This is a genomic window from Leptospira semungkisensis, from assembly GCF_004770055.1.
Classification (GTDB): domain Bacteria; phylum Spirochaetota; class Leptospiria; order Leptospirales; family Leptospiraceae; genus Leptospira_B; species Leptospira_B semungkisensis.
In genome coordinates this window covers 374,868-401,259 of the sequence record NZ_RQEP01000010.1, presented here as the reverse complement: position 1 = coordinate 401,259, position 26,392 = coordinate 374,868, and the positions used below count along the sequence as shown (strand labels likewise).

Annotated in this window: 19 protein-coding genes; 11 read left to right on the top strand and 8 right to left on the bottom strand. The window is 43.0% G+C overall.

The window, feature by feature from the left end; translation table 11 throughout:
* Window positions 1–105: 105 nt before the first annotated feature.
* Together EHO59_RS18345 and EHO59_RS09430 are read left to right on the top strand one after the other, a co-directional pair.
* A complete protein-coding gene (locus EHO59_RS18345) occupies window positions 106–2,232 on the top strand; it encodes a sensor histidine kinase (RefSeq protein ID WP_135587241.1) in 2,127 nt (708 codons plus the stop codon).
* A gap of 101 nt (window positions 2,233–2,333) precedes the next feature.
* Entirely contained in the window at window positions 2,334–4,235 is a 1,902-nt protein-coding gene (locus EHO59_RS09430; RefSeq protein ID WP_135587239.1) for a sensor histidine kinase, read from the top strand.
* A gap of 2 nt (window positions 4,236–4,237) precedes the next feature.
* Here EHO59_RS09430 and EHO59_RS09425 read toward each other — a convergent pair whose 3' ends face one another.
* Window positions 4,238–4,855: a glutathione S-transferase family protein gene (locus EHO59_RS09425; RefSeq protein ID WP_135587237.1), complete on the bottom strand. Its 618-nt coding sequence runs from the start codon at window positions 4,853–4,855 to the stop codon at window positions 4,238–4,240.
* A 161-nt stretch (window positions 4,856–5,016) separates the two neighbouring features.
* The gene (locus EHO59_RS09420) at window positions 5,017–5,595 is read right to left on the bottom strand and encodes a PaaI family thioesterase (protein WP_135587235.1); all 579 of its coding nucleotides are present in this window, start codon (window positions 5,593–5,595) and stop codon (window positions 5,017–5,019) included.
* A 178-nt stretch (window positions 5,596–5,773) separates the two neighbouring features.
* Between EHO59_RS09420 and EHO59_RS09415 the strand changes: the two genes are divergently transcribed.
* From EHO59_RS09415 to EHO59_RS09405, 3 genes are all read left to right on the top strand, one after another.
* Window positions 5,774–6,805 carry a zinc-binding dehydrogenase gene (locus EHO59_RS09415; RefSeq protein WP_135587233.1) on the top strand — a complete coding sequence of 344 codons (1,032 nt, stop codon included), beginning with the start codon at window positions 5,774–5,776 and terminating at the stop codon, window positions 6,803–6,805.
* 28 nt (window positions 6,806–6,833) lie between these two features.
* Window positions 6,834–7,583 carry a hypothetical protein gene (locus tag EHO59_RS09410; protein WP_135587231.1) on the top strand — a complete coding sequence of 250 codons (750 nt, stop codon included), beginning with the start codon at window positions 6,834–6,836 and terminating at the stop codon, window positions 7,581–7,583.
* A gap of 88 nt (window positions 7,584–7,671) precedes the next feature.
* The gene (locus tag EHO59_RS09405; protein ID WP_135587229.1) at window positions 7,672–8,400 is read left to right on the top strand and encodes a hypothetical protein; all 729 of its coding nucleotides are present in this window, start codon (window positions 7,672–7,674) and stop codon (window positions 8,398–8,400) included.
* On the opposite strand, the gene EHO59_RS09400 is transcribed toward EHO59_RS09405, so the two are convergent.
* Entirely contained in the window at window positions 8,401–10,113 is a 1,713-nt protein-coding gene (locus EHO59_RS09400; RefSeq protein WP_135587227.1) for a methyl-accepting chemotaxis protein, read from the bottom strand.
* Window positions 10,114–10,338: 225 nt separating this feature from the next.
* On the opposite strand from EHO59_RS09400, the gene EHO59_RS09395 reads away from it, so the two are divergent.
* Both EHO59_RS09395 and EHO59_RS09390 read left to right on the top strand, forming a co-directional pair.
* Complete coding sequence (locus EHO59_RS09395) at window positions 10,339–11,829, top strand: hypothetical protein (protein ID WP_135587225.1); 1,491 nt, start codon at window positions 10,339–10,341, stop codon at window positions 11,827–11,829.
* Between the two features lie 310 nt (window positions 11,830–12,139).
* Window positions 12,140–12,691 (top strand): O-acetyl-ADP-ribose deacetylase, encoded by a 552-nt coding sequence (locus EHO59_RS09390; RefSeq protein ID WP_135587223.1) that lies wholly within the window; start codon window positions 12,140–12,142, stop codon window positions 12,689–12,691.
* A gap of 8 nt (window positions 12,692–12,699) precedes the next feature.
* Here the strand turns inward: EHO59_RS09390 and EHO59_RS09385 are convergent, their stop codons facing one another.
* Window positions 12,700–14,220: a pectin acetylesterase-family hydrolase gene (locus EHO59_RS09385; RefSeq protein WP_135587221.1), complete on the bottom strand. Its 1,521-nt coding sequence runs from the start codon at window positions 14,218–14,220 to the stop codon at window positions 12,700–12,702.
* 74 nt (window positions 14,221–14,294) lie between these two features.
* On the bottom strand, window positions 14,295–15,752 hold the full coding sequence (locus EHO59_RS09380; RefSeq protein ID WP_135587219.1) for a pectin acetylesterase-family hydrolase: 1,458 nt from the start codon (window positions 15,750–15,752) through the stop codon (window positions 14,295–14,297).
* Between the two features lie 322 nt (window positions 15,753–16,074).
* Here EHO59_RS09380 and lon point away from each other — a divergent pair, with 322 nt between their 5' ends.
* The 3 genes from lon (at window position 16,075) to EHO59_RS09365 (ending at window position 20,497) form a co-directional block, all read left to right on the top strand.
* Window positions 16,075–18,543, top strand: coding sequence for an endopeptidase La (gene lon, locus EHO59_RS09375; protein ID WP_135587217.1), 2,469 nt, complete (start codon window positions 16,075–16,077; stop codon window positions 18,541–18,543).
* A gap of 169 nt (window positions 18,544–18,712) precedes the next feature.
* Window positions 18,713–19,828, top strand: a complete 1,116-nt coding sequence (locus tag EHO59_RS09370; RefSeq protein WP_135587215.1) for a DegT/DnrJ/EryC1/StrS aminotransferase family protein — start codon at window positions 18,713–18,715, stop codon at window positions 19,826–19,828.
* Window positions 19,829–20,029: 201 nt separating this feature from the next.
* A complete protein-coding gene (locus EHO59_RS09365; protein WP_016543993.1) occupies window positions 20,030–20,497 on the top strand; it encodes a Dps family protein in 468 nt (155 codons plus the stop codon).
* Between the two features lie 183 nt (window positions 20,498–20,680).
* Here EHO59_RS09365 and EHO59_RS09360 read toward each other — a convergent pair whose 3' ends face one another.
* Window positions 20,681–22,984 (bottom strand): hypothetical protein, encoded by a 2,304-nt coding sequence (locus tag EHO59_RS09360; RefSeq protein ID WP_135587213.1) that lies wholly within the window; start codon window positions 22,982–22,984, stop codon window positions 20,681–20,683.
* Between the two features lie 328 nt (window positions 22,985–23,312).
* Between EHO59_RS09360 and EHO59_RS09355 the strand changes: the two genes are divergently transcribed.
* On the top strand, window positions 23,313–24,413 hold the full coding sequence (locus EHO59_RS09355) for a helix-turn-helix domain-containing protein (protein WP_135587211.1): 1,101 nt from the start codon (window positions 23,313–23,315) through the stop codon (window positions 24,411–24,413).
* Here the strand turns inward: EHO59_RS09355 and EHO59_RS09350 are convergent.
* Both EHO59_RS09350 and EHO59_RS09345 read right to left on the bottom strand, forming a co-directional pair.
* Window positions 24,410–25,744: a peptidoglycan recognition protein family protein gene (locus EHO59_RS09350; protein ID WP_135587208.1), complete on the bottom strand. Its 1,335-nt coding sequence runs from the start codon at window positions 25,742–25,744 to the stop codon at window positions 24,410–24,412. The genes EHO59_RS09355 and EHO59_RS09350 overlap by 4 nt on opposite strands.
* Entirely contained in the window at window positions 25,738–26,328 is a 591-nt protein-coding gene (locus EHO59_RS09345) for a hypothetical protein (RefSeq protein ID WP_135587206.1), read from the bottom strand. Before EHO59_RS09345 ends, EHO59_RS09350 begins: the two co-directional genes overlap by 7 nt.
* Between the last annotated feature and the right edge of the window lie 64 nt (window positions 26,329–26,392).

The following is a 26,392-nucleotide window of genomic DNA, read 5'->3' as shown; positions in this document are numbered from 1 at the left end:
CAACTCTTTCGAAGCTTGGAATCGTTATGTGTCTCGTTCTTTACTAAGATAAAAAAGTGTGGACTTTGGATTTTTAGAGCTTAATATTTAGCCCCGCAAATTCGCATGAATGCCTCGGCTTCCGCTCTAGAGATTCGTTCCTCAAAGGATAGAAATTTAGGTTTCTTCTTTATCTATGCCGGATTTATATTCGTACTCCTTCTCTTTGCATTAATTTATTTCACAAAAGAAGCTGAATTATTACGGATCTTCGACAATATACATTGGACTGCCTCTATTGGCTTTGCCACCACCGCAGCTTGGTTCGGATATCGGTCTTCAGAAGGTGAAGCCAGGAGATATAGATTCTGGTTTTTTCTGGGGCTTTTTTCGTATTTTACGGGGCAAGTGGTTTGGGACATACAAGCTCTTACCCAATTCTATAGTTTTCCTGCTCCTAGTGATGTATTCTATCCTTGGCTTGGGCCTTGTTTCATATTAGGCTTTACCCGTTTTTTAAGAGATAAGGTTCCTTTGAATCGAATGAAGGTCGCAATCATGGATGCGATCGGTCTTAGCATTGCTGTTCTTGCGGTGACTCTAGTATTATATCTTTCTAAAAAAGAAGATAGGCCTTGGTTGCAGCTGCTCGCACTCGCAGTGTATCCTGTCTTTATGCTTTCTGCGGCAAGCGTTGCAGTACTCATGCAACCTTCTCTCAGAATTAAGATCAGTCTTTCTTATCTTTGCTTGGTGGCTGGACTTGCAGGGACAGGGATCAGTTGGCTACAATGGAATTCTATTTTTCTAATACAGGTTCCGGCAGACGGAACTCTTACGAATGCTGGTTTCTCTGCGAGTATCTTGCTATTAGGATATAGTTCATTAACCTGGGAGCCTGATCTTTCCGCGTTAAAGAAGAATGCAGGAACAGAAAGTGGACTCTTGAGAATACTTCCCCTTTTGGAAGTAATTGTTTGTTCGGCAGCTATCGTTCTTTCGCTCACTCTACAAGGACTTCCGGAGATCATTCGCCTCGTGATCTGGTTCTGCGCTGGAGTAATGGTAGTAATCGCGAGTCTAAGACAAAGCTTGCTCGTCACCGATCTTGCAATTGCGGAGAAGGTAATCCGAAATGCAAACGAAGCCTTGGAGGTCACAGTTTCAGAAAGAACCGAAGAACTTAGATCGGCTAACGAGTATTTGGTGGATACCAATGAAAAGTTAAGATCTGCAATGAGTGAATTAAAGAAGGCCCAAGAGAATTTAGTCCAATCCGAAAAGATGGCGGTTCTCGGAAGGCTAATCGCAGGAATCGCTCATGAATTGAATACTCCTTTAGGAGCGATACGATCCTCGACTGAAGGAATCCGCTCCATTCTGAACGAACCTTGGGAAGATTTGATCAGGGAATATGCGAGCTTCAATAAGGAAGAGAAGGAAGTCTGGGCCACTCTTTTTAAAAGAGGAGGCGTTGCTTATACTGATTTTGATTCTAAGGAAGAAAGAAAAAAACGAAAACTTTCCGAATCGATACTTGCAGATGCCGGATTCTCGAATGCTCACATGATGGCGGATATTCTTACGGATATGGGAAATTCTCCGGAGCAAGTGAAGGAGGTCCTCCAAAAATTGCCAATGGGAGAAAGGGGCTGGCTGATAGTAAACAACGCCTCCTCCTTATCCAGTATAGCTCGTTCCAGTCAGTTGATCTTGGATGCTTCCGTCAAGGCTTCGAGAGTGATCCAAGCACTCAAGAGTTATGCTGCAGGAGAAGGGGACTGGAGACCTCAGGTCGAATCGGTCTCTCCGAAAGAGCAGATAGAAAATATAATAACTTTATATTATTCTAAAATAAAGAATAAGGTGCTCATCGATATTCAGATCCCTGATGAGGCGAGGGTTCAGGGAGATTCCGAAAGACTATACTTAGTATGGACGAATCTGATTACGAATGCCTTTCATGCCATGAACTATTCCGGACGGATCTTTATAGATGCTAAATTGCAAAGTGATGATTATTGGGAGATTTCCATTCAGGACACAGGAACTGGGATCCCAGACGAGATTAAAGACCGAGTCTTCGATCCATTCTTCACAACCAAATCCCCTGGAGAAGGGACAGGATTAGGCTTAGATATCTGCAAGAACGTAGTAGAAGAGCATAAAGGAAGGATACATTTCACTAGTACCGACTCTGGGACAACGTTCTACGTTCTTCTTCCTGCTTTTCAAGAGTCGAAACCGGTCTAAAACAAGCGACCTTTTAATAAGCGAAATATTCGATTGATCTCAATGAATGCGCAACGGAGAGTTGCGAGAGATTCTCATTCGATACGCTTTAGAATAAAAGTATGAGCCAGATTGATAACAAAAACGTATATCGAGCTTTGTTCGAGCAATCTCCGATCGGACTCATGATCTTTGATAAGAATGGTACGATTGTAGAGGCGAATGAATCTTCTCTGCAATTTTTAAAAGCGACCAAGGAAAAGATCATAGGTCTTTCTTATCTAGATCTTAGGGACAAGACAGTATCCGAATTATTGGGTAAGGGATTAAAAGGAGAGGCTTCCGATTACGAAGGACCTTACCGCACCACAATCAGTAACATTCTATTGCAAGTTCGCTTTCGAGTGAATCCTCTTCTGGAAGAAGGAAAGTTAGTCGGAATCGCATTAATCTTCGAGAATCTGACTGAAAGAATGGAGACAGAGACAAGGCTTGCCAATTCTCTTTCCGAAAAATTAGCAGTAGAAGCTGCACTTAAGGAAAACGAGGTCAAATTTAAGACACTCTTTCATTCGGCAGGAGAAGCGATTTTTCTCATGGATGATCGGGTCTTTCTGGAATGTAATCCAAAGACGGAGGAGATGTTTGGCTGCGAACGTGAGGATATTGTAGGAGCGTCTCCCGTGGATTTTTCTCCCGAATATCAGCCGGATGGATCCCCTTCTTCCGAAAAAGCAAAGCAGAAGATCATGGCCGCGTTAGACGGAAGACCTCAGACTTTCGATTGGCTACATTGCAAAAAGGATCGTTCGACCTTCGATGCAGAAGTGACCTTAAACTCAGTTACATTAAACGGTCGTAAACTTCTTCAGGCAATTGTGAGAGATATCTCCGAGAGAAAGAAATCGGAAGAGCAGATCAAACGTCTGAACGAAGAACTGGAACAGAAAGTAATTCGAAGAACGGAAGAGTTAAAGGCAACGAATACGTATCTCAAAAATACGAATCGAGATCTTACGGTAACTTTAGACGAGCTCAAGTCGACTCAGGCGCAACTCATCCAATCCGAGAAGATGGCGGTACTAGGTCAATTGATCGCAGGGATTGCGCACGAAGTCAATACTCCTCTAGGAGCGATCATCTCTTCGAACGAAGGGATCCAAAGTCTATTTCTTCAAGACTGGGAGAAATTACTCTGCGATTTCGCGGAAATGAGCGAAGTAGAAAGAGAAAGTTGGAAAATGATTTTTTCCAAAGGAAGTATTTTTCCTGAGTTCTATGATTCCGCAGAAGAAAGAAGAAATCGAAAATTGATCCGCGATGCCTTAAGTCAGTTGGGTTATTCTTCTTTGGAATTCGTTTCAGAGAACCTGGCCGAGTTAGGGATCCGACCCGAAGATCTTCCTGAACTTGTAAAAGAAGTTCCTAAGGAAAAATTTCCCACAGTTGTTTCGAATGCGTCCAGTCTTTCTGGGATCTTAAGACATAGCAATGTGATCCGAGAAGCCGCAATCAAAGCTTCCAGGGTGATCCGTGCTCTGAAAACATACGTTTACCAAGATCAGACTGTCCTTAGCATCATAGATATTCGCGAGCAGATGGATACTGTTCTCACGCTTTATTATAATAAACTAAAGTATGGGGTAGAGATTATTCGTAAATTCTCGGATCGGTCCGCGGTACGTGGGCAGGCGGATCAATTGACACAGGTTTGGGCGAACCTGATCAATAACGCATTTCAAGCTATCGCCTTTCAGGGGATCTTGGAATTGGAATCCGATACGGAAGGAGATTATTTAGTAGTCTCTATTACGGATAACGGGCCAGGAATTCCAGAAGAGATCCAGGATAAGATCTTTGATCCTTTCTTTACCACAAAGGAAAAAGGTGAGGGAAGTGGACTAGGCTTGGATATTTGCAAAAAGATCGTAGAAAGACATAATGGAAGGATCGAATTCCAATCCAGGCCGGGGAGAACCACGTTTAGAGTGCATCTCCCCTTAGCAGAAACCAATCTGATCTAAGATCAGTTTTTCTTAGGAATTTCCGAGCCTTTGATAAAGGCAGGTCTATTTCCTAATTTTTCTTCCCATGCTTTGAGATGAGGGAATTCATCTATAGAAAGTTCTATGAAGCTGCGGGCCTTTACCCAAGTCCAGGTTGCGATATCCGCGATAGAGAGTTCTTTGCCGGCAAGATATTCGGATTCCTTTAAGCGCCTTTCCAAAACAGAATAAAGCCTCATGGTCTCATCTACATAACGTTTCATCGCGTATGGAATCTTTTCGGGAGCATACTTAATGAAATGATTTGCCTGTCCTTGCATAGGACCTACTCCGGCCATCTGGAACATCAACCATTGGATTGTGATCGATCTTTCCTTCGGATCCTTTGACAAGAGTTTACCCGTTTTTTCTGCGAGATAAATCATGATTGCACCCGATTCGAATACAGGAAAGTCCCCATTGTCCTTGTCTATGATTGCTGGGATCCTTCCGTTCGGATTGATTTTAAGATACCATTCCTCTTTTTGTTCCGTCTTTCCAAAATCTATGGGGTGAACTGTATAAGGAATTCCTAATTCTTCCAGCATGATGGAAATTTTTTTTCCATTCGGCGTACCTGCTGTGTAAAGCTCGATCAATGTAATCTCCTTTGATTATCAGTTAGACGGAATTCGAGGTGAGAAAGGCCGGGCTCCAGTCGTTAAAACCCGATTTCTCCTTCGAAATAGCACGAAAAACGGAAACTAAATATGGCTAGAAATAAGGACCGAGCTTAAGATCTCGGTATGCAAAAAACTGCTTAGGTGGTTTTTGCTTTTTCCCTTTTGAGACGCTTTCTGATTTCCTTTCCTCTTTTTTGATTCTCTTCTAAAACCTTGAGAATGATATCCACCGGGAATGCAGTACCTTGGAACATCCTTGCAAAGACGCGATCCGGCATATCATACCATCTCGCTTTAGAACTAAGAAGCAGCTCTCCCGTTTTTTTTAAATGAACGGTTCCCTTAGTATATAACCTTCTGCGTCTTACCATGGTGACCCAGCATCGAACTTCGATCTCTTCTCCCAATGGGCAAGCTTTGTAGTATCTCATGTACAATTGATCGGTCATTACAAAATGACCTAGATGAAAACAAAGTACTCCTTGTGCTTCATCCAAGAGAGTCGCTAGAGCTCCTCCATGAGCATACCCGGGAGCTCCTTCGAAGGCACTTTCAATTGTCCAATCGAATCGAACTTCACCGGAAGGTTCGTGAAATGGAAAACTTGCATGCAGTCCTCTCGGGTTATCGGGGCCGCAGCCGAAACAATTCTTATGATGCCAGTCTTGTCCGTTTTGACTGGCCTTGATCTGTCTGTATATTTCTTCGGAAGTCATATTGTCCTACAGCTGTTACCATGGAAAAACGAGACCTACTCGGAACAAGGAGGAAAAAACGGAGCGCTCTATACCGAACGGCGTATTTTAATTTTAGATCTTAAACTCTTCTTCTCTCAAATCCTTGACCGTTTCTTTGCTTTAGATATTTCTATTCAGGTCCTTGAGTAGGAGAAAAATGAAAGCTGCAATATTAGAATCCGGTAAAAGAAATCTTCAGATCAAAGATGTTCCAGTTCCTAAGGTCGGTCCCGAACAAGCTAAGGTTAGAATAAAGGCCTGTGGTATTTGCGGCTCCGATGTGCATTTGATTCTGCACGGAACATTGAAGTGTAAACATTATCCTCAGATCCCAGGCCACGAAGCTTCCGGCATTGTAGAAGAAGTTGGGGAGAAGGTGACGCGGATCAAGAAGGGTGATCGAGTAGTGATCGCAGCAGGAACAAGCTGCGGAGTATGCGCACATTGCCTAAGCGGTAGAGAAAATCTATGCAAGGACATAGGAGTTTTCGGTTTCGATCGAGAAGGTAATTTCGCAGAATATAATATAGTTGAAGAACGTTATTTATATCCTCTACCCGATGTTATTCCTTTCGAACAAGGAGCTATCTTAGCCGATGCGGTTTCCACTCCGTATAACGCAATTAAGTTCCGTGGGAATATACAAGACGGAGACAATGTTGCCGTTTATGGATGCGGCGGGTTAGGGATCCACGGAGTAGTGATCGCAAGAGCACTAACCAAAGGAAAGGTGATCGCTTTAGATGTGGATAGAGGAGCCTTGGACAACGCGCTTGCTTACGGCGCGGATGAAGTGGTAAACTTAAAAGAGGTCAAGAACCCTGGCAAGACTCTGAAAGAAATTTCCAAAGGGATCGATCTTCTCGCGGATTTCTCGGGAAGGATGAGTAATATCGAAGAATCTCTTCGTGCAATGAATCCAGGAGGAAGAATGGTCATGGTAGGAATCGGAAGAGAACCTTTGAAATTCGCGATCCCTTTCGCCATTATAGAAAAGCAAGTTACGATCGCAGGTTCTTATGGTTCTGACAGAAGAGCAATTCCCGAATTAATCGATCTGTATGTGCAAGGAAAATTAAATCTTTCTCGTTCCATCACGGATGTAAGAAAATTAGAAGACATTAATGAAAGTCTTCATGATCTGGAAGATAGAAAAGGAAATCCGATCCGTTTTGTGATCTCACCTTGATCTAAAGAAAAAAAAGAAGGAGAATCGATTGTCCCAGATTTTCGAATTTAAGAATTATCTTATAGGTTGTAGATCCTTTTTAGGAGTTTGGCTAACTAGGATCCTAATGCTATCCGTCGTATATTCGTATGCGATGAAGGAATTCGAAGAGTTCCTAAATCATAATTATCTATATTCGAAACCTGGGTTTATCAATATATTAGGGATTTTGCAATTCCTCTTACTCTTTCTTTCTCTCTATTTCTTTCGAGAAAAATTAGAAAAAGAAAATCGGATCGGTGGAAAGGAATACTTCCTATTTTTGCTTAGGCTTTTGCTAGTAGTATTGGTACTAGTGCTATTGTTAGCTCTTCTAGTTCTGATTGTAGGAGCAATTCTTCAGATCAAAACGGAGACAATGCAAGATCCAGCAATTCCAATCAAATATGCGATACTAGGAGGGACAATTCTTGCACTCCCAGCCTTGATCCTATATTCATCCATCTCCTTTGCCAGGCTAAAGGCGCTTCCTAGTTGGTCGGATTTTCGTTCTGCGGCTTTGGATCGTAACTACCAATATGGTGCGTTGGGATTGATTTTACTCATTTCCTTCGGACATATTTTCCCGATTGTGTACCAAGGGTTTCCGGACATGAAGGATGTGGATTCTTATTATAGATTCGCGATAGTAAGTTTAAATTCTCAGTTCTTTCCTTTGTTTATGACGGAGTTGATCCATTTGTACTTACTCTTCTCTTTTGTAAAAGGGATCGGCGGGGCAACGCTTCCGGAAGAATAAGACTTTTCTCAGAAGAGGTTCCGGACTTTGGCTCGGAACTTTTGCTTGCTTTGGATCCTAGTTCCAAAATCCTATCTGAAGAGTCTTTATGTTTAAAGAATACCTAAGATACTTACTCGGCAGAGGACAGGTTCGGATCATCCTCGCCATCCGATCGGTTTTATTGATATTAGTATTAGCGGCCGTGCCTTCCATGCAGGCGGGAGGGGCTGTAGCCCTATTATTCGTGCTGTTAGTATTGGCGTTTCTCGGCACCTATGTGGCGAACGGATATGTGATCCGTTCCAAAATGGATCCTAAAAGGCCCGTAGAACTTCCTCAGTATCTAGTCTTCTTCTTTCTATTAGTGCTGTTCACCTTAGCTTTATTTCTGCTCTTGAATTTCTTGATCACCCCTTTCATCGGACCCGAGACAAAGGCAGTATTCGAAAAATACGCAGAGGATCCTACAAAGCCGATGCCGGCAGAATTGACCCGATTGTATTTGATCACTCCATTCTTAATGGGGTTAGTATTCTATCTCATCATTCCGGTTCTATTCGCAAAATTGAATATAGTGCAAGGATTAAAGGCTCTTCCTTCCTGCATCAAGCGATCAGACTATGTAGTGGCTGCTTGGACTCCGTACGTGATCATGTTTGTGCCTACACTGATCATGTTTTTGATCTCCGGTTCAGAAGAAGCAGTGACTTCATTCTTCGGACAGATCGTGATCCTCTTCGTACTTTTCTTTAGCTTAACGTCGGATATCTTTTTGCAATACCCGACGTATTATCTGATCAGAACAAAAGAGGAGCCTGAAGAGCCAACCGAATAGTTAGCCTTTCAAGAAATCCATGGTTTCTCCCAGACTCTTTGCAATTTGCAGGAGTCCGTTGGCGCTACCTGCAATCTCTTCCGAGTTCGCGGCACTATTCTGAACTGTGACTGAAATATTCGTGATTGCGTTCGCAGTTTCCAGGATGGCAACTTTCTGTTCTCCGACAGAGGAGCGGATCTCTTCTGATTTTGCATCCACTTGGTTGACTGCAATCCGGATCGTTTCTTTCTTCTCTTGCTGCACCTTCATGGTAGAAACAATGCTATCCGATGAGATTTTAACGAAGGAAAGACCCTCTAAGATCTCCGCATAGACTTTCACGCAACTTTCCACGAAGCCTTTTCCGGATTGGATCTCTGCGTTACTGGTACGGATCAATTCTTCAATTGTTTTGGTACTTTGGTCCGTTTGTTCCGCGAGTCTCGTGATCTCTTGCGCGACCACTGCAAATCCTCGTCCATGCTCTCCGGCTCTTGCTGCCTCTATGGCTGCGTTCAATGCGAGAAGATTCACTTTTTCAGAGATCTCTTGAATGATTGCAGTAATGGATCTCATCTCTCCGGAACTAGATTCGATTTTTATCATGCTTTCAGAAAGACTTCCCATCGTCTTCTTACCGGCCTCGGTCTTAGTATACATTTCGGAAATTCTACCAAGAGAATCTCCAACGGATTCTCCCACCTTGGTGATCAGTCCTTCCAATTCCTTCATCTCTCCGGAAAAGGAAAGGATGAGTTTGTACTGAGCCTCCGCGTTATTCGTAACCTGCTCCATCCCAGCACTGATCTCTTCAACGGATGCGGAGATTTCCTCTACGGAAGCCGATTCTGTCTGTGCATTCCCAGAGAGATAGTCGCTAGATTTAGAAAGTTGCTCTGCAGATGCCAGAATAGATTCTGAATAGGAAAGAATAGAAGAAAGCATCTCCTTTATCTTGAGCTGGAAATCGCGGAATACGACAGAGAGAAGATAAAGCTCGTCCTGATTTTTATTATCTTCTTCCACCAAAATTGAATGAGAGAAATCCGCATCTCTGATGGAGATACGCACCATGTTCAGACCTTTTACAAGAGTCACAGAGAACTTTACGGAAGCATAAATTATATAAACCAACGTAATAGTTGAAATTCCCAGAAAAACGGCGAGGCTGAACGCATACTCTGTCTCTGCTCTTTGATAGATACGTTCTGAGATCATCAGCTGAACAGAGATCAGCTTCTCTATCTTTCCAGCAACAGGATCTATCTTAGGATACATGATCTTATCCGCAAACTCTCCAAGACCTTCTTTGTTCTTTTCCTTCATTAAGGACATGGCCTGTTCGACAGCAGTATCTGCTTCTTGAAAGAGAGGCTTCAGTTCACCGATCAAAACGGTTTCTTCTTGTACCAATGTGGTAGCAAGATAGGACTTCCATTCTTGATCGATCTCAGAACTTGCTTTCTGAAGATTAGCAATTCCTTCTTCATACGTGAACGCACCGCTTCTTACCTTGTGAACACAATCTACAATCGAGATCGCATAATGATCAGAGATCGTCTTTAGCTGTCTTAGAGGAATCAGTCGATCGTTTCGAATCGTCTCGATGTCTTGGATCCTAGAAGAAGAATTGATGAGAGATAATGCCACTAATGTAAGGAAGGGAAGAAGGACCGAAGCAAAGAGGATCGCTAGTTTTGTCTTTAAATTCAAACGTAAATACCAAATCATATAAAAACTCCGCGCGAGATTTTATATGATTTTGAGTAAAAATCCAGAGAAATCGAATTCTTTTGAAATTTTTCGATCATGCTCTATAATCTATTTTACCTAGGTGAATCTCAGTCTCTGTAGCAATCGCTATAGACTTGACAGAAGCCGATTTGAGACTAATCTCGGAGAACAAAGCGAAAGAATTTATATTGCACAAACGTTACAAAAAAGGGAGAGGCGGTAATGGGCCTTTTTAAACACAGAATAGAAAGAGAAAACAAATCCGGGAAACTGCTACTCCGTTTTCTAATCCTACTTTTAGCGCTAAGCGGATCATTATCCGCAGCCTTTTCACTGAAACAAATTCCGGACACCATTGGTCCTGACGGAAGAAACATCTCCAGACAATTCTTCCAGTTTTTGAGATCCGCAATCATTAAGAATAAGTACGATGGAAGAGCGGAAGGATTTCATAAGTACTTGGATCGCTCTTTAGAAAGATTCGAATTAAAGAACCTTTTTAATTCGGAGTACATGGCAAAGGATGCGAACGGCCAGCACTATGTAACTTATAGAGGAAAATATTCTCCCGATGGATACAAAGTGAGCTTGGAAACTGTTCGGATGAAAGAAGTTGCCACTCCGAATTTCGGAGACTTCTCCGCTGAGTTTGCTCTCAAGCACAATCCAAACCCAACTCACGGAGGCAATTCCTACTCGGGAAATCTAGATGTGCTAACGAATCTAGGACCGTTCACTCATAAACACGGATTGAATGCGATGGATTCTGGACTTCATTATTTGGATTCAGGGAATTTGAAAGCGATCTCTTCTCCCGATACGAATTATTTCAAAAAGATAAAGGATCCGGAAGCGAGAAAGGCGATTAACGATTTTACGGAATCCTATCCGGCTCTTGCGAAATTCATGAGCTACTATTTCGGAATGGATTCCCTTTTGAAAGTGCAGCACGACGGAAAGATCCCTGGACTGACTGCATTTGCGTTTGAAGGGAATATCGAGCAAGCATTGATGCGAGATTATCCGGATTTCGGAGATTACCTGGATGATATTAAGTATCTAGGATTCATAAAAGTGAGACTCATGAATTTGCAAGGAAGAAGTCTCGGAGAATTCGCGATAGAATCCAAGTCCAGAGAGATACGATTCAAGTTCTACACTCAGAATGGAAAGGTGATCCCTTATGATACGAAAGGAAATTTCTATCCACAAGACTCATTTACATTAGGCACTCTCTCCGATTTTCCTTTCATAGCAAAAGCTAGTTTAGAGGCGAATCTGTACGGACTCGTATTAGAAAATGATGATGTACAATTATTGGGAAGATTCTCGAATACTGCTACCTCGGGAGTATTGAGCTTAAAAGTGACCAAGATCAAAGAATTCGATGTGAGTGGCGCATTTGCGTATTTCGCGCCTTCTTGGGCCATCAATATCTTTATCCCAGGGAATCTGCAATCCATCATATATGAATTCACTGACACAGTAGTGAAGGCGAATAATGGAAAAGGGACTAGTGTGGTCCTGAGATGGGATAGAGATGCTTCCAAGACTGTGATGAAAACCCAAATCGAAACCGAGTTTTTGGATAATTTCTTTATCCGTTTCGGATTGAAGATATGGAATAATCGAGTCCTACCGGATGAGGATGCGAAAGATGATATACGCGCGATTCTCTCTAAGACCTTAGAACTATTGTTAAAGGGGATTTGATCTTTCGGATCTATTCTTCCTATCAATCATTCTTTTCGTAAATTTCGGCCCTCGAGACATTCGGTTTTTCCGAAGAGTTCGAGGGCTTTTCTTTTATTCGAACGCGATCGCATATAAACTCGTTCGGATTCTTTTATCAAATAACAATTATTATAATAAGAAAGAATCGATATAGATTCCCGATTTATAGCGCTTAGGCGACTTTTATCTATTTATGGATATTTTTTGACAATATTATTAAACGAATTCGAAAAATGAGATATAAAAATCTTCTTGCAAGATCCGGATTTATGCCTTCTTTTATGGAGCGATGGAAATCTACGTGTGGAAAGGCGATATAACTTCTATCCAAGCGGATGCAGTGGTCAACGCCGCTAATTCTTCCCTGATGGGCGGAGGAGGTGTGGACGGAGCCATTCATAGGGTGGGGGGCCCAAAAATCGCCGAAGAATGCAGGATCCTGAAATTGAAAAAATACCCGAACGGGCTGCCGACTGGCCAATGTACTCTGACTTCTGGAGGGCAACTTCCTGCAAAGTATGTGATCCACGCTGTGGGTCCGGTATGGAAAGGAGGAGAATTCTGGGAGGCTTCTCTTTTAGAAAGTTGTTACAAGAATATTCTTCAATTAGCCCATGAGAGAGGCTTTGAATCCATAGCGGTTCCGAGTATTAGTACTGGGATCTTTGCGTATCCCAAAGAGCAGGCCACGCCGATCGCAATCAAGACTGTCTTGGATCATAAGGAACATTTTCCGAGAAAGATAGTCTTCGTATGCTTTGACAAGGAAAGCAAGGACCTATATGAGGAAACCTTAAAGAACCTTGGAGTGAGTTTTAAAGAAGGTATACTTTCTTTTTAACGCTTATCTTATAGACCAAGCCCGGCAGCTCCTCCGCAGGCGCTGAATAAATTTCGTTTAGGAGTAGTCAGATACGAAGCGTCTGAGGTGGCTTCCCCCAAAGTGGTGTTGATCGTGCTCGTTATTAAATTCGTATTCACACAAGATCCGGCGGAATCGTTGCATTGAACGCTTGCCGGAATGGCGCCGGAGCCGGTTGCAAAATCACCTAACCAGTCTGCGAAGTTTACCGTTCCGCTGACTAAGGAATACATATCGTTACTCGTACTAATCGTATGAACATCCCCAGGTCCAAGATAGTATCTGTAATTCGATTTAGAGGCAGCATCCTTCATTTTAGAGATGGCTTGTTTGGACCAATCGCAAGTAGTAAAATCATCGGAAGAAGAACCATTCCCATCCGCCATGGAGCTTCCGTCGCTATCTCCGAAGATTGCAGAATAGGATTTTCCTGATTGGAGCGGATCGGCAACAGTAGCCGTTGTATAAGTTAACTGGGATGCGTTGATCTTATCGATCTGACCCATCACATTATAGAAATATCTTTGGTTCCCATCGAATACTGCCGCATATTGCGCGAGTCTATCGTTCGGATATTCATCCGCTACCTTCTTAAAATAATCGTTTAAAGAGGCGCCGACAGAAGTAGTGTAAGTGCTTGTGATTCCCGACACCCATTGAGGAAGATTGGAATTCGTGAAATGCCCACTTCCATTTCCGATCCCGTTTTCCACTCCCCAAGAACTCTCTAGGACTGGAAAGAAAGCCGGACCAGGTGTATAAGAAGAAGTGGGAACAACTGCGTTAGACGCATCTGAAAGCATTCTCACCTGCGCACCTGAACTAATGGAGGTCACAGTTTCTCGGATGATCGGAAAATTCAAAATAGTTCCGTAACCTCCGGCGCTTTGTCCGATCACAAAGACAGCGTCCAACTTAGGATAGGCTCCTTGGATGAATTTTAGAACGGACAAAACATTGTCGTAGCCGTGGTGTTGGATAGTTCCTCTCGCGTATGTAGTTACCTTACTTCCTATATGCAAATCCCCAGTGCAATACGGGATGAATATGATATCGTAATTCCTAAACGGATTTGTTCCCACTGTCTGGTCCATGATCCCTTTGAATATAAGATTGATCGCAAAATCCGGGATCGTATTCAACTGATTGAAGTAGGTGGTGGTATTATCTCCGAAACAATTCGCATCATCCCAGCAGGCTCCTCCTCCCATAAAGTTGATCAGAAGTTTCGTATTCGAGTTCCTTACAGTCTTGCGGAAGAAGTAGAAGTTCGTATTTCCTTCCGTACCGGAACATTCAGGAGTGAAACTCGCAGTATATGTATAAGGAGTTCCTGAGCCGTGATCCACCTGAGTCGTAAACGTATCAGGTTTAGGAGTGATCCTGTGGTAGGGAGAAACCGCGAGTCCCAGGATCGCGGCATTCATTACCGTTTCGCTATTAGAATTGGAAGACTTAGTACAAAGAATAGAGGAAAAGAAGACGAAAACGAGCATGAGTCGAAACATGAAGAAACCCTCTTAAATTCCTTTCTTTCTAAAAAAAGGAATTTAAGAATATTGTAAGGAAGGTTTCTAAAATGTCAAGGGAAGCAGGTTTGAGCCAGGTCCTGTCCGAGATCGAATGATTGGTGAGAAGTTGCCCGCTTTAAGCTGTTATTGTATTGATTCGAGATATAATTCGTATCCGTGCAAGGATGAGACCCCGAACCTAAAGAACAGTCCACTTTTTCGGGAGCTGTGCCCGTATTTGTCACTACATTAGCGAGCCAAGTATTGAAACTTTTGCCCTGGCTTGTCAGAGTGAACATATCATTGCTCGTGGTAATGGTATGAACGTCTCCCGGAGCGATGTAATAGTAGTAATTGGCGCCTGTAGTATTTTGCATGGCATTCTTAGAATTGACTGCCCAATTGCAATTCGAAGGGGTATTTGTCGAATCGTTAGGGCTATCGCTCACCTCGCTAGAATCTCCTGGGCCGAAGAAATTCGAACTATCTGAGTAGGCTGCACCTGACTTGATTACCCCCATTACATGAAAGAACCATCTTTGGGTGCTGTCAAACTGAGCCGCATACTGGCCTACTTTATCAGTTGAATACTTTGAAGTGACCTGGCTTAGGAAATTCTGGATAGAAGCGGGCCCTCCCGAGTCCAGATAAGTAGAAGAAATTGTTCCAGTCCAAGTCGGTAGATTCGCATCTCCTCCCCAAATGGTCTTCACTATATCTGGATAGAAATTGTCTACAACTGCTCCATTGGATGCATCCGCTAACAAGCTCACAGTGGCTACGGAAGGGAAAGTTGCGGTATCCTTAAACATTTGGCGTATATGAGGATAATTTAATATTGCTCCGTAACCCCCAGCACTCTGGCCAGCGACTACAATATCGGTTACCTGAGTGTAATTGGTCTGGATATATTTTAATACTGCTAATGTATTGTCGTGACCTCGGTGACTATAGAAAGAAGGTTCGGAGGCATCTGCCACGTTCGGATCATTATAGAAACCGCTTACATCCTTCGAGCCGAAGTGAAGATCTCCAGTGCAATACGGAATAAAAAGAACATCATAATTTTTTAATGGATTCGTGGAAACATCGGCATCCAAGATCCCTTGGAAAGCTACCTTAACGAAAAGATCCGGAACAGTGTCCAAGAAATTGAAGAAGGTAGTCGTATTATTTCCGAAACAGTTGTCATTGTTCCAGCAAGCTCCTCCTCCCATGAAATTGATGAGCAATTTCTTATTGTTGGAAGCTACAGTCTTGCGATAAAAATGAAAACTAGTATTGCCAGCATTCCCGAAACAAGAAGGAGTGTAGGATCTTCCGGGAGATTGATACGTCGCGTTTGAATTTGGGATGATGATCGTATCGGGATTTGCATTAATCCTTTGATACGGATTTTGCAAGGCGACCGCCAATCCCAATCCTACGGTTTGGCTGGTATTATCTTGCGATTCTGTCTTGCAATGAAGAATGCCTAACGCACACGTAAGAGCAAAAATAAGAAACGGACTTTTGGCGAATATTCGCATGACTTCCCCACTACTCTTTCTCGCTAAAACGAGATATATATTTCGAGTTACGCTACATATAAGACTGCTAAAAGTCAATCTGTATCCTCTTTTCTTCCCTTGATAAAGTAGAACGGTTGTTATAGATCTAATCGATAGAGATTGAACACTGGTTCACATAAAGAATGAGAAAAATTCTCTCAGAAATTCCGCCAAAATTACGCAATTATTCCTTAAAATTGGGCCTTTTTCAGGAAGAAAAGGCAGAAAGAAAGGTTTGAATGCCGGAGGTAAAATCAAATACTGGAATCAACCCTTCTAATTCGAAAGCAAAGGTGAAAACGTGGAACTATTTGATAATCTAGGCGAGATCGAGAGCGGTATTATCCCTGTCGATTCCATACTTCCCCCGGACTTATTTTTAATTCCAATCAAGACTCGTCCCGTATTTCCGGGAATCATCACCCCTCTAATCGTTCCTGGTGGAAAATTTGCGAAGGCAGTCGATGAGGCTTTAAAGGGAAATTCATTCATCGGTCTTGTGCTTTTGAAAGACGAAGAGAACGAGAAGAAGACCGAAGAGAATATCTACTCTTTCGGCGTTGTTGCAAAGATTCTGAAGAAAGTGAATCTGCCCGATGGTGCGGTAAATATACTCATCAATACGGTTCGCAGATTCAAGGTAGAATCATTTATCTCCGTCGAGCCATTGCTTGTTGCCAAGGTAACTTATCCGGAAGAAGAGGCAGGCGCTTCTAAGAATACGATCAAGGCGATGATGAGGACACTTCTCATTATGACCAGGGAATTGGCTCAGAATAACCCTCTGTTCACGGAAGAAATGAAACTCACCATGCTGAATGTGAACGAGCCTGGAAAGATGGCCGATTTTGTATGCAGCATTTTGAATATAGAAAAAGAGGATTATCAATCCGTAATAGAGTCAGTCAATCTTAAGGATCGAATCGAGAAAGTATTGCTGTACCTTAAAAAGGAGATAGACCTAGTTAGCCTTCAGAGAGAGATCCAAGAGAATATCCAGGACAAGATAGATAAACAGCAAAGACAGTTTTTCCTAAGAGAGCAGCTCAAAGCGATCCAATCCGAGTTAGGACAGAAAGACGGCAAGTACGAGAAGAAGTACGAAAAATTCCTGGAAAGATTAAAATCCATTCCTGCAGATCCAGAAGTGATCGAAGAAGTAGAAAGAGAAATGGATAAGTTCTTTTATACGGATCAGAATACTGCAGATTATAACGTTATCCGAAATTATATGGATATCTTGGAGAGCCTTCCTTGGGAAGCTGCTCCGAGTAGAGAGATCGATCTAGATAAGGCTCGCAAGACCTTAGATAAGGATCATTATAAATTAGATGATGTAAAAGAAAGGATCTTGGAGTTCTTGGCAGTCAAGAAGCTGAAGCCATCGGAAAAAGGCTCCATTCTTCTTTTGGTAGGACCGCCGGGAGTCGGAAAGACTTCCATTGCAAAATCCATCGCAGAAGCTATGGGCCGCAAATTCTTCCGATTCTCCGTAGGCGGTATGAGAGACGAGGCAGAGATCAAAGGTCATAGACGTACGTATATAGGATCGATGCCCGGCAAGATCATCACTGCTCTTCGTATTACAAAAGAAAAGGATCCAGTTATTCTTTTGGACGAGATTGATAAGCTTGGTATCGGAATGCAAGGGGACCCTTCCGCTGCACTCTTGGAAGTACTGGACCCGGAGCAAAACAAATCTTTTAGAGATCATTATCTGGATCTTCCTTTCGATCTTTCCTCAGTATTCTTTATTGCAACGGCAAACACGTTAGACTCTATCAGTAGGATCCTTTTGGATCGTATGGAAGTCATCACACTCTCGGGTTATATTACGGATGAGAAGGTTCAGATCTTCTCCAAGCATCTCTGGAAGAAGGTACTAGAGAAGAACGGGATCGATTCTTACGGAATCCAAATAGATAAGAAGGCAGTCATTTCCCTCATCGATCATTATTCCAGAGAATCTGGAGTTCGTGGTCTGGAAAAACAGTCGGACAAGCTTGCTCGAAAGTTAGCATTGAATATCGTAAAAGGAGAAACCTATCCTAAACATATCCAGGCAGCGGATGTGGAGAAACTTCTGGGTGTTGCAAAATACACGGATGATAGAATGACCAAGCCTACTGTTCCAGGAACTGCTCTCGGACTCGCATGGACTTCTGTCGGAGGAGCAACACTTCTCATCGAGGCAGTCTTTGTAAAAGGCAAGGGAGGGATTCTTCTTACGGGCATGATCGGAAAATCCATGGAGGAATCTTCTAGTATCGCACTTAGCTATATTAAGAATTTCTTAGGTTCAGAAGAGTTGTTTACGGAGAAGACAATCCATTTGCATGTTCCGGATGGAGCGACTCCTAAGGATGGCCCGAGTGCGGGGATTACGATGGCAACAGCTATTCTTTCCCTGGTCTTGGACAAAAGGATCAAATTAGGATTCGGGATGACCGGAGAATTAACCTTAACCGGCGAAGTATTGCCGATCGGTGGACTCAGAGAAAAGATCGTGGCTGCAAAGAGAGTCGGGGTTCATAAGATCATCTTCCCTTCCGACAACCAACCTCAACTGGATGAGATACCGGATTATGTGAAGAAGGGGATGGAATTCTTTCCAGTAACCAAGTTCGCAGAAGTTGCAAGTATTCTATTCGAGCCAAAAGCGTTGGAAAAAGTAATTTCTAAAAAAGAAGTCGCAGCGCCGAAAACGCAAGAGTCTCCTTCTCCTAAGGCAAAGAAGAAGACAATATCTAAGCCAAAACGAAAGAAGTAGATTATAAATTCTTAATGCACCTTCTTGCCTCTATGGTCAATTGAGGCGGACTCGTTTCTTTTCAGAAGGTTCCTATCGGTTTTAGACTGTGTGATTTTAGCCACACAGTCCCTTCTCAAAAGAAATTGCTTTTTAGACCCTGTCTCGAAACCTGTTCGAAGGAGACCATATGGGCGTACCTTTTATAGATATCAAACGATTCGAACCGGGATTACTCGAAGCTTGGGAGGACAAAGTCAAAACTCTCAGCAAGAATGCTTCCTTTATTGGGGGAGAAGAAGTAAGCCTCTTAGAAAAAAACCTGGCTGAGACTGCCGGGACCAAATATTCGATCGCTTGTGCCAATGGGACCGACGCATTACAACTCGCATTAAGAGCCTTAGGAGTGGGAAAAGGTGATACTGTTCTCGTTCCTGATTCCACATTCTGGGCAACCTTTGAATCCGTAGTCAATGTGGGAGCGGATCCTGCAACTGTAGATACGAATCCTGACGATCTGCAAATGGACTTCGAAGAGTTTAAAAAGGCTCTAGAAGAAGTGAAACCAAAGGCTGCGATCATCGTCCATCTCTACGGATGGGGGAGTTCTAAATTAGAGGAATATCGCAAACTTTGTAAAGAGAAAGGAGTGTATCTGTTAGAAGACGGAGCTCAATCCTTCGGAGTTACATACAAGGGCAAGCCGATCTACCAAGATGCACTCATCACTACTACTTCTTTCTATCCTGCAAAAGTATTGGGCGGCGCGGGAGACGGGGGAGCAGTCTTTACGAATGACGAGGAACTTGCAAATAGAGTGAGGATGCTCGGAAATCATGGACGCACATCTCATTACGGTTACGGAGATGTAGGCTGGAACTCCAGGATGGATACCTTACAAGCAGGATTCTTGAATTTAAATCTTCCTTACTTAAAAGCAAGGATTGAATCTCGCAGAAAATCGGCGGAGAAATACTACCAAGTACTTCCTGGCTTGGGAGTGAATGTAATTCAACCTCCTAAAGATTTCGGAGAAAACGGATATTGCAACGTTACTCTCTTTGAGCCTTCCGAAAGACCAAAGATACAAGAAGTATTGAAAAGCAAAGGGATCGCATTCGGAGTGATCTATCCAGGTGCGATGAGCGATCAACCCGGAGCAAAACCGTACATCAAAGGAAGATTCGGAAAAGAGCATAGAACTGGACGCATCTGTGATTCAGTTTTAAATTTCCCACTTTTCCCTTACATGACGGACGCTGAATTTGAAGAAGTGTTCGCTGCGATCAAAGAATACAAAAAGTAAACCAAGAGAAGGAACGATCTCTTTGTTAAGCCGCCTTCGGGCGGCTTTCTTATTTCTATACCTTTCCTTTTCACTCGTGCCTCTCAAAAGGATGCTGCGGATTTTTAGAAAAAGAGAAAAGTTTTTCTCATAAATCGATTGTCAGGGTCTAAACAATAGATTTAGAATGGTTCTAAATTAGCGGAATATAAGGAGATTCTTATGAAGCCGAATATCGGAATTCCCGAAAAAGACAGAGAAGCGATCAATCAGGGTTTGCAAAAGCTTTTAGCGGACACATATTTTTTATATCTTAAAACTCATAACTACCACTGGAATGTGACCGGACCTCTATTTAATACTCTTCATTTGATGTTCATGACACAATACACCGAACTTTGGAATGCGTTAGACTTGGTTGCAGAAAGGATTCGCTCTCTCGGATATCCTGCTCCCGGAACGTATAAGGCATTTTCCAGTCTCACTTCCTTGAAAGAAGAAGACGGAGTTCCTAAAGCAGAAGACATGCTCAAAAACTTAGTAGAAGGTCACGAAGCGGTCATTCGAACTGCAAGGGCAATCCTTCCTTCTGCAGACTCGGGAGGAGACGAGGTTACTACAGACCTTCTTACTCAGAGATTGGAGATCCATGAAAAGACTGCTTGGATGCTCCGAAGCATGCTCGAATAATCTTCTACTTAAAGAAAAACGAATATTCTCTTACGGAGAATATTCGTTTGGATCCAATAAATTAAAAATCCTTAAAAGAACAGCCCGGCAAAACTTTCGTTTACGGGACCTCGGTTTTAGAGGGCGGCCTGCGCCAAGTTCCCGAGGAAGGCCAGAGGCCTTCCTTGCCGGACCGTGAAGAGTTTAGAGAGTGAGTATATACTCCACTAAGTCGTCCACATCCGTTGCGGATTGTGTACACCAAGGGTGAGGGGTGGCAGGCATTCCGATCGGAGCTGAAGTTCCTAACTCTGTCGGGCCGTATTCCCTTCTCATCTTTTGGTAATCCCAATAGTACCAGTCGGTATCCCAAGGAACAGTCACGAAGTATTTGTGTCTTTCGATGAATCTGTTTCTCTTAACACCTGCATCCGTTGCCGGGGATTTGAAGGCACGGAACACGTCTGCCTTTCTGTTCTGCGGAGGATACGGAGCAGGGAAGTCCGGACCGCCTAACGCAGGAGAAGAAGGAGAGTGTAGTGTATAATATTGGTTGTAGAGTGCAGAACCTTCGGTGCATCGATCCGGATTCACTAAGTCTTCCAGATTTCGAACGTGACCGTCGCTTAACAATCCTCTATGTTGCACCCAATACATATCTCTTAAGAAAGTAGCGCGAATAGACTGCTGCTTTCTTTGGTAGATTGTAGGAGTAAAGAATCGTCCCACTTCATTGAGTTTGAACATTCTTTCGTTGGAATTGAGTCCCACCTTATCGCTATGGCAAGAGCCGCAATCTCTTTGGAAGGTTGCTTTTCCTCTACCTACTGCTGCAGTAATTCCTGGAACATTCTCCCAGCCAGTCTGCACGAATGCTCCTTCTCCTGAGTCTGCACCTGCTTGAGGGACCAGTTTGCCCTTATACTTCAGCCAACGATAAATACCTACTTGTCTAAGAGGTTTATCATATTGATCCAATTTGGTCATGTATGCAGTAAGAGCTTGCAACTCTCTCGTATGCATGGATCCGGTTGCTCCGTCCGGTTCTTCTGAATGGATATAAGAACCTTCGAATCCAACATAGGACTCAGTGTGAGAAAGAGATCTACGAACTCCCATATAATTGGTAACGTTCGGGATTGCAATCGGAGAGAACTGATAATCGTTATCCGTCTCGCTTCCTTCTCCTTTTACACGGATGAGAGCATGTTCACCTGCACCTTGAGGCATCACATAGATCAACATTGTCTTATCTACATCTTTGGAAGAAGGATCCGAGCTCGGACCAGGTTCACTTGCTTGGATGCCTGTGAAGTTACCTAACACAGACCATTTCATGGACCATCTAGGATTCGGCAGTCCAGGAACAACCTTTGTTACTACGTTTCCTGGAGAAGCTTCATAGCTAAGTTTGTATCCGTGACAGGATGCACAATTGAAACCGATCCATTCTCCGTTACCAGTATAAGGATTGGAGGCTTGTGCGTATCGATAACCAGCCCATCCGGTGCTTCTGGTATTTCCTTTTAATAGAGGATCTGCTCCTAAGAAGCCTGGGATCGGAGTAGGTTGAGGATAAGGATCGAAATACACGTTATCCGTTGCTGCAGATGGAACTTCTCCTGCAACCGTTTGATAGGCTCCGAATAGAAGAAGTGGATCTGCAATATTTCCGGTTACAGGATCTTTTGCCTGGTATCCGAAGATCTTAGTCCAATCCAAATTTCTAATAGAGTGAGCGATCCCGATATTGAAGTCGTAAGACCAGAATACCTGCTCTCCTAATGCTAATAGAGCGCTAAAGCCAGGATTGTTTACGTTGATCTGAACAGGATCAGTGCCTTTCGCATCACTAAGAAGAGAAACCACATCGCAGGTTTGAGGAAAATCGTCATCGGTGATCCTACTAGTTTGCGCGTTGATTACGTTATGAGGTTGTCCTGGACGTAGAAGAGAATCATTGTACCCGATTCTTTTTTGGATCTGAACTACTAAAGGACCAGTAGTGGTGTGCTCTGGGACCTTGAACTGGATCTGAGTATCCGTCCAGGCTAGAATGTAGGAATTCCAGCTATCATGAACTGTGCTGGTCTCGAAGTTCACTTGTTTTGTGATATCGAGTAACTGTTCGTACATTTTCAGATTGGTCTCGAGGATCCTCGTATTCCCTATCATAATTTTCGAATAATCTATATCCGGACCAGCTCCGAAGCCGGTTCCTCTTAAGGTAATCGTTTGCCCTGGACTAAATGTAGGTGTCGGATAAGCAGGTCCGTTTGCTACAGTTTGCCAAGAGAGAGTACCGTTAATCAGTATGGATTGGAGTACCGGTTGCGGGAAAGAAGAGGCGGAAACAGCGCGCGCTCCTTCCCGGATAGGATCAAATTTACATACTTCTTCTTGGTTTGGGAATTCGGTGAATACGCCGACGGGACAACCCGCGACTAACACACCGAAGCCGACCAAGGCGTACTGCAAATATTTCTTTGCAGCACGTATTCTTTGCATTTCCATTTTCCGCTCCTAGTCCGGAGATGAGCAATACATCCTCGGATAAGTTCTGAGAGAATAGAATAGAACAAAAAGAGTAGAGGGTCGTCCGAGACACAGAATTCGAACGTTCGAGTTTCATTATTCGAACAGTTGTGCCAAAATCAAAACTTATAAAATAAGCAAAATATAAGAGGTACAGACTGGAAATTCCGAGAAGAAGAAATCAAGGCAAGCGTTCGAAATAAAAAAGTTCCATATCAATTTTTAATAAACTAATTCTAAGCAAGGGCCTTCCGTATCGAGAACACTTGACAAGCTTATTCATTTTCTTAATATACCGACTATGTTAAATCCCGAAGTGGTGACTCCTATACTCTACTTCGGAAGCGGCCTTTCTTTCTTATTGGTGCTGCAAAGGTTGGTTCCGCACAAAAAACGAAGAGAAGACAAGATTAGTGCGCTTTTATTCCTTTCGTTGGGGATCATACTATTTACAGTTGCGAACGTTATTCTGGAAATAGATCGAAAGTATCCGCACGCGATCTTTCTTCTGCTTACTTCTTTTTCTACAATAGGTCCTCTTTCCTTATTGTACACTCACGCGTTGATCTATCCCAACCAAACATTGTACAAGGACATACGTTTGCATTTTCTGATACCTGGGATCTTTTTCTTAGGCGAAGTTTTTTTCTTCGGAAGGCCTTGGGATTCCATCATTGCTGACTTGGGAGAATTCAGGGATATTCGATATAAACATTATTTATCTATCGGATTTTTTCTCACGACCGCTCTGACAGCCACGTATTTTGGATTTAGATATAGGATGCTTTTGACTGTGATCTCTATACCGGAGCTTAGGTCTCAGATCCGATTCATTTTCATTCTTGCGACGGTTACTGTATTTGCAATGTCCGGGCTGGTATTCGGATTCATGTTTGCCTCGGATATCTTATTTAGGATCGGCGGGTTGCTAGTTGCAGTGATCGTTACTATGTTGTTTCTGGCTCCTTCTCGCTATCCGGACTTTTTCGCACCTTTGACTAGAGAGGTTCGCAAGAAGAAGTATGAAAAATCACTGCTAATAGGTTTGGATCTGAATCTATTGGAACTTAGGATAGAAGAATTGATGAATGAGGATCGGCTTTATAGGGATCCGGAGTTAACCTTGCATTCCTTATCCGATGATCTTGGGATCAAGCCATACCAACTCACCGAATTTTTGAATGAACATCTGCAGACAGGATTCCATAATTATATCAATCGCTTTCGGATAGAAGAGGCGGTTAAGCTATTGGAGGAGAAGCCTGATCAGGACATTCTCTCCATCTGCTATTTTGTAGGATTCAATTCCAAGTCTTCGTTTAACGATGCATTCAGAAAAGTAACCGGAAAGACCCCAAGTCAGTTGAGACAAACCAAGTCTCGTATAGAACAAATCTCTTAAGGTTGAAAATCGGTAAATAGAAGGATCCAGTCTCCTTCCGTTCTCTCGAACCAATCCTTTTCTTCGTAGAAAGTTCCACCTGCGAGTTCCAAGACCTTCTTCATATAAGGCTCTCCAGGATCGAAGTCCTGGGCATCCAGAAAAATGGATCCTCCCCATTTCTTCTTAGCTTGCGTATGAGAGAAGATCCCTTTTAGAGACTCAATTCTTTTGTTGTTCAATGGAATATTATATTTTTCTGATAATTCTTTTACAAGTTTTACGACTCCGGAGGTTTGGGCCGGATTTGCTAGGAGCATTTCTGTGTCTTTTCCCACGATCTCAATTTGAAAGCAATTCCGATTGGTCCCTGTGGCTGCAGCTGCCATGTGTAGAGGGCTGTCTAAGAGTTGATAAACCTTTCCATCCTTATCCGCAAGAAAGGTGGCCGCGAGATTTCTTTTTTCGAGAACGAGAATTGTTCCATCGTAATCATTGATGGCCGTGAAGTGCAATACCACACAGTCTGCGGAAATCATTCCACGATAATTGTATCTTAATCTCTTCTCTTCCGGAAGGAGTCCATCCATAGTTCTTTCTACGGATTCTAGATCCGTCTTAGGAGTCGGAGTTACGGCTCTTCCTTTATCATAGCTAGGTTCCTTGATCTCACCATTTTGTCCTACGAAAGGCCTTTCTTTACGGAGCACCCAATCCCCGTATCTGTCCTTCCACTCCATCTCGGTGAAAAAGTTTCCTTTAGATTCTTCTAATATTGATTTTAAGACATTCTCGTTTCCGCAATCGCTTCCATTTAGAAAGGCGCCAAACTTCTTCTTTCCTTGCGTATGAGTAAATATTCCTGAAAAAGAAGAAACATCTGAATTCGAAAGAGGGATGCTGAGCTCTTTAGAGATCCTTTGCGCAATGCTTGCAAGAGCCTTTTTCTGAACGGGACGTTTTAGGATGTCTTCCTTATCACCTTCCCAAACGAGATGAATTACGTTTGCGTCCATCTTCGGAGCAGCTTTGACGAGAACGGCACCTGCATTCTCTAAACCGTAGATCCGTCCCTTCTTATCCACCAGGTAGTGAACCAACCAGCCGGAGTTTGCACTTTTAGAAACATATTCTTCCGGACTTAGGCCCTTGGTATGATGAAGAACGATACCTTTTACTTTGGACTTAGATCGAGAAGAAGAAAGAGCCTCCAATTTTTTGCCGGGAGGTAGTAGTGCAGCAAGGGGAAGAAGAGAAGGTTCATTTTCCAAAACGGAAAGATGAGTTGGCGAGCTAGAGGCACAGCTCAATAAAATTAGAATAAAACCGATCGCGGATACGAATCTCAACATCCTTTCTCCGATAATTTTTCTTTTAATAAGGAAAGGTCCGAACGCACTCTTTCCAATATCATTTTTGCCTTAGTATGACGATTTAGAAGATCCTTATATTCTAATACGGATTCGCTCTTCTTGATCTTGGCTCCGTTCTCTAATTCGGGTTCTAAAGGAAGAGTCTCGAGTTCTCTGAGCGCTCCCTCAGCTTCTATACGGATCTTGGTCCAATTAGCGGTAAATGCAGAATGGATCTCTTTAGGGATCTTCTCCTTAGAAGTCTTGATCCTATCCTCCATCTGAGGAAGGTCAATCCTTAGGAATTCGCTTAATGCCTGGGAATCTTGCACGAGCTCGTCTAAGACGGAACTGAGATGTCTTTCGATGGCTTCATGTTGTGTATGAATTGCTTTTTTCGCTCTTCGAAAAATGCGAAGCATCGCAAGGAAAGAAAGGAATAGAACGGATAAGAAGACCCAGAAGGAAAACTTAGAAAAGAACCAACGTACCCAAGGGGACTCGAACCATTCCTGTAGATAAAAGCCTAAGAAACCCAAGCCTAATAGAATGCAAAAAAATACGAGAGGAAGAATTCGCCTCATTTCCTTTCTCATTTCAGAGAAGGATTTCTTTCTGTCAAGGTCAAGACTAAGTGCCCCGGAACCG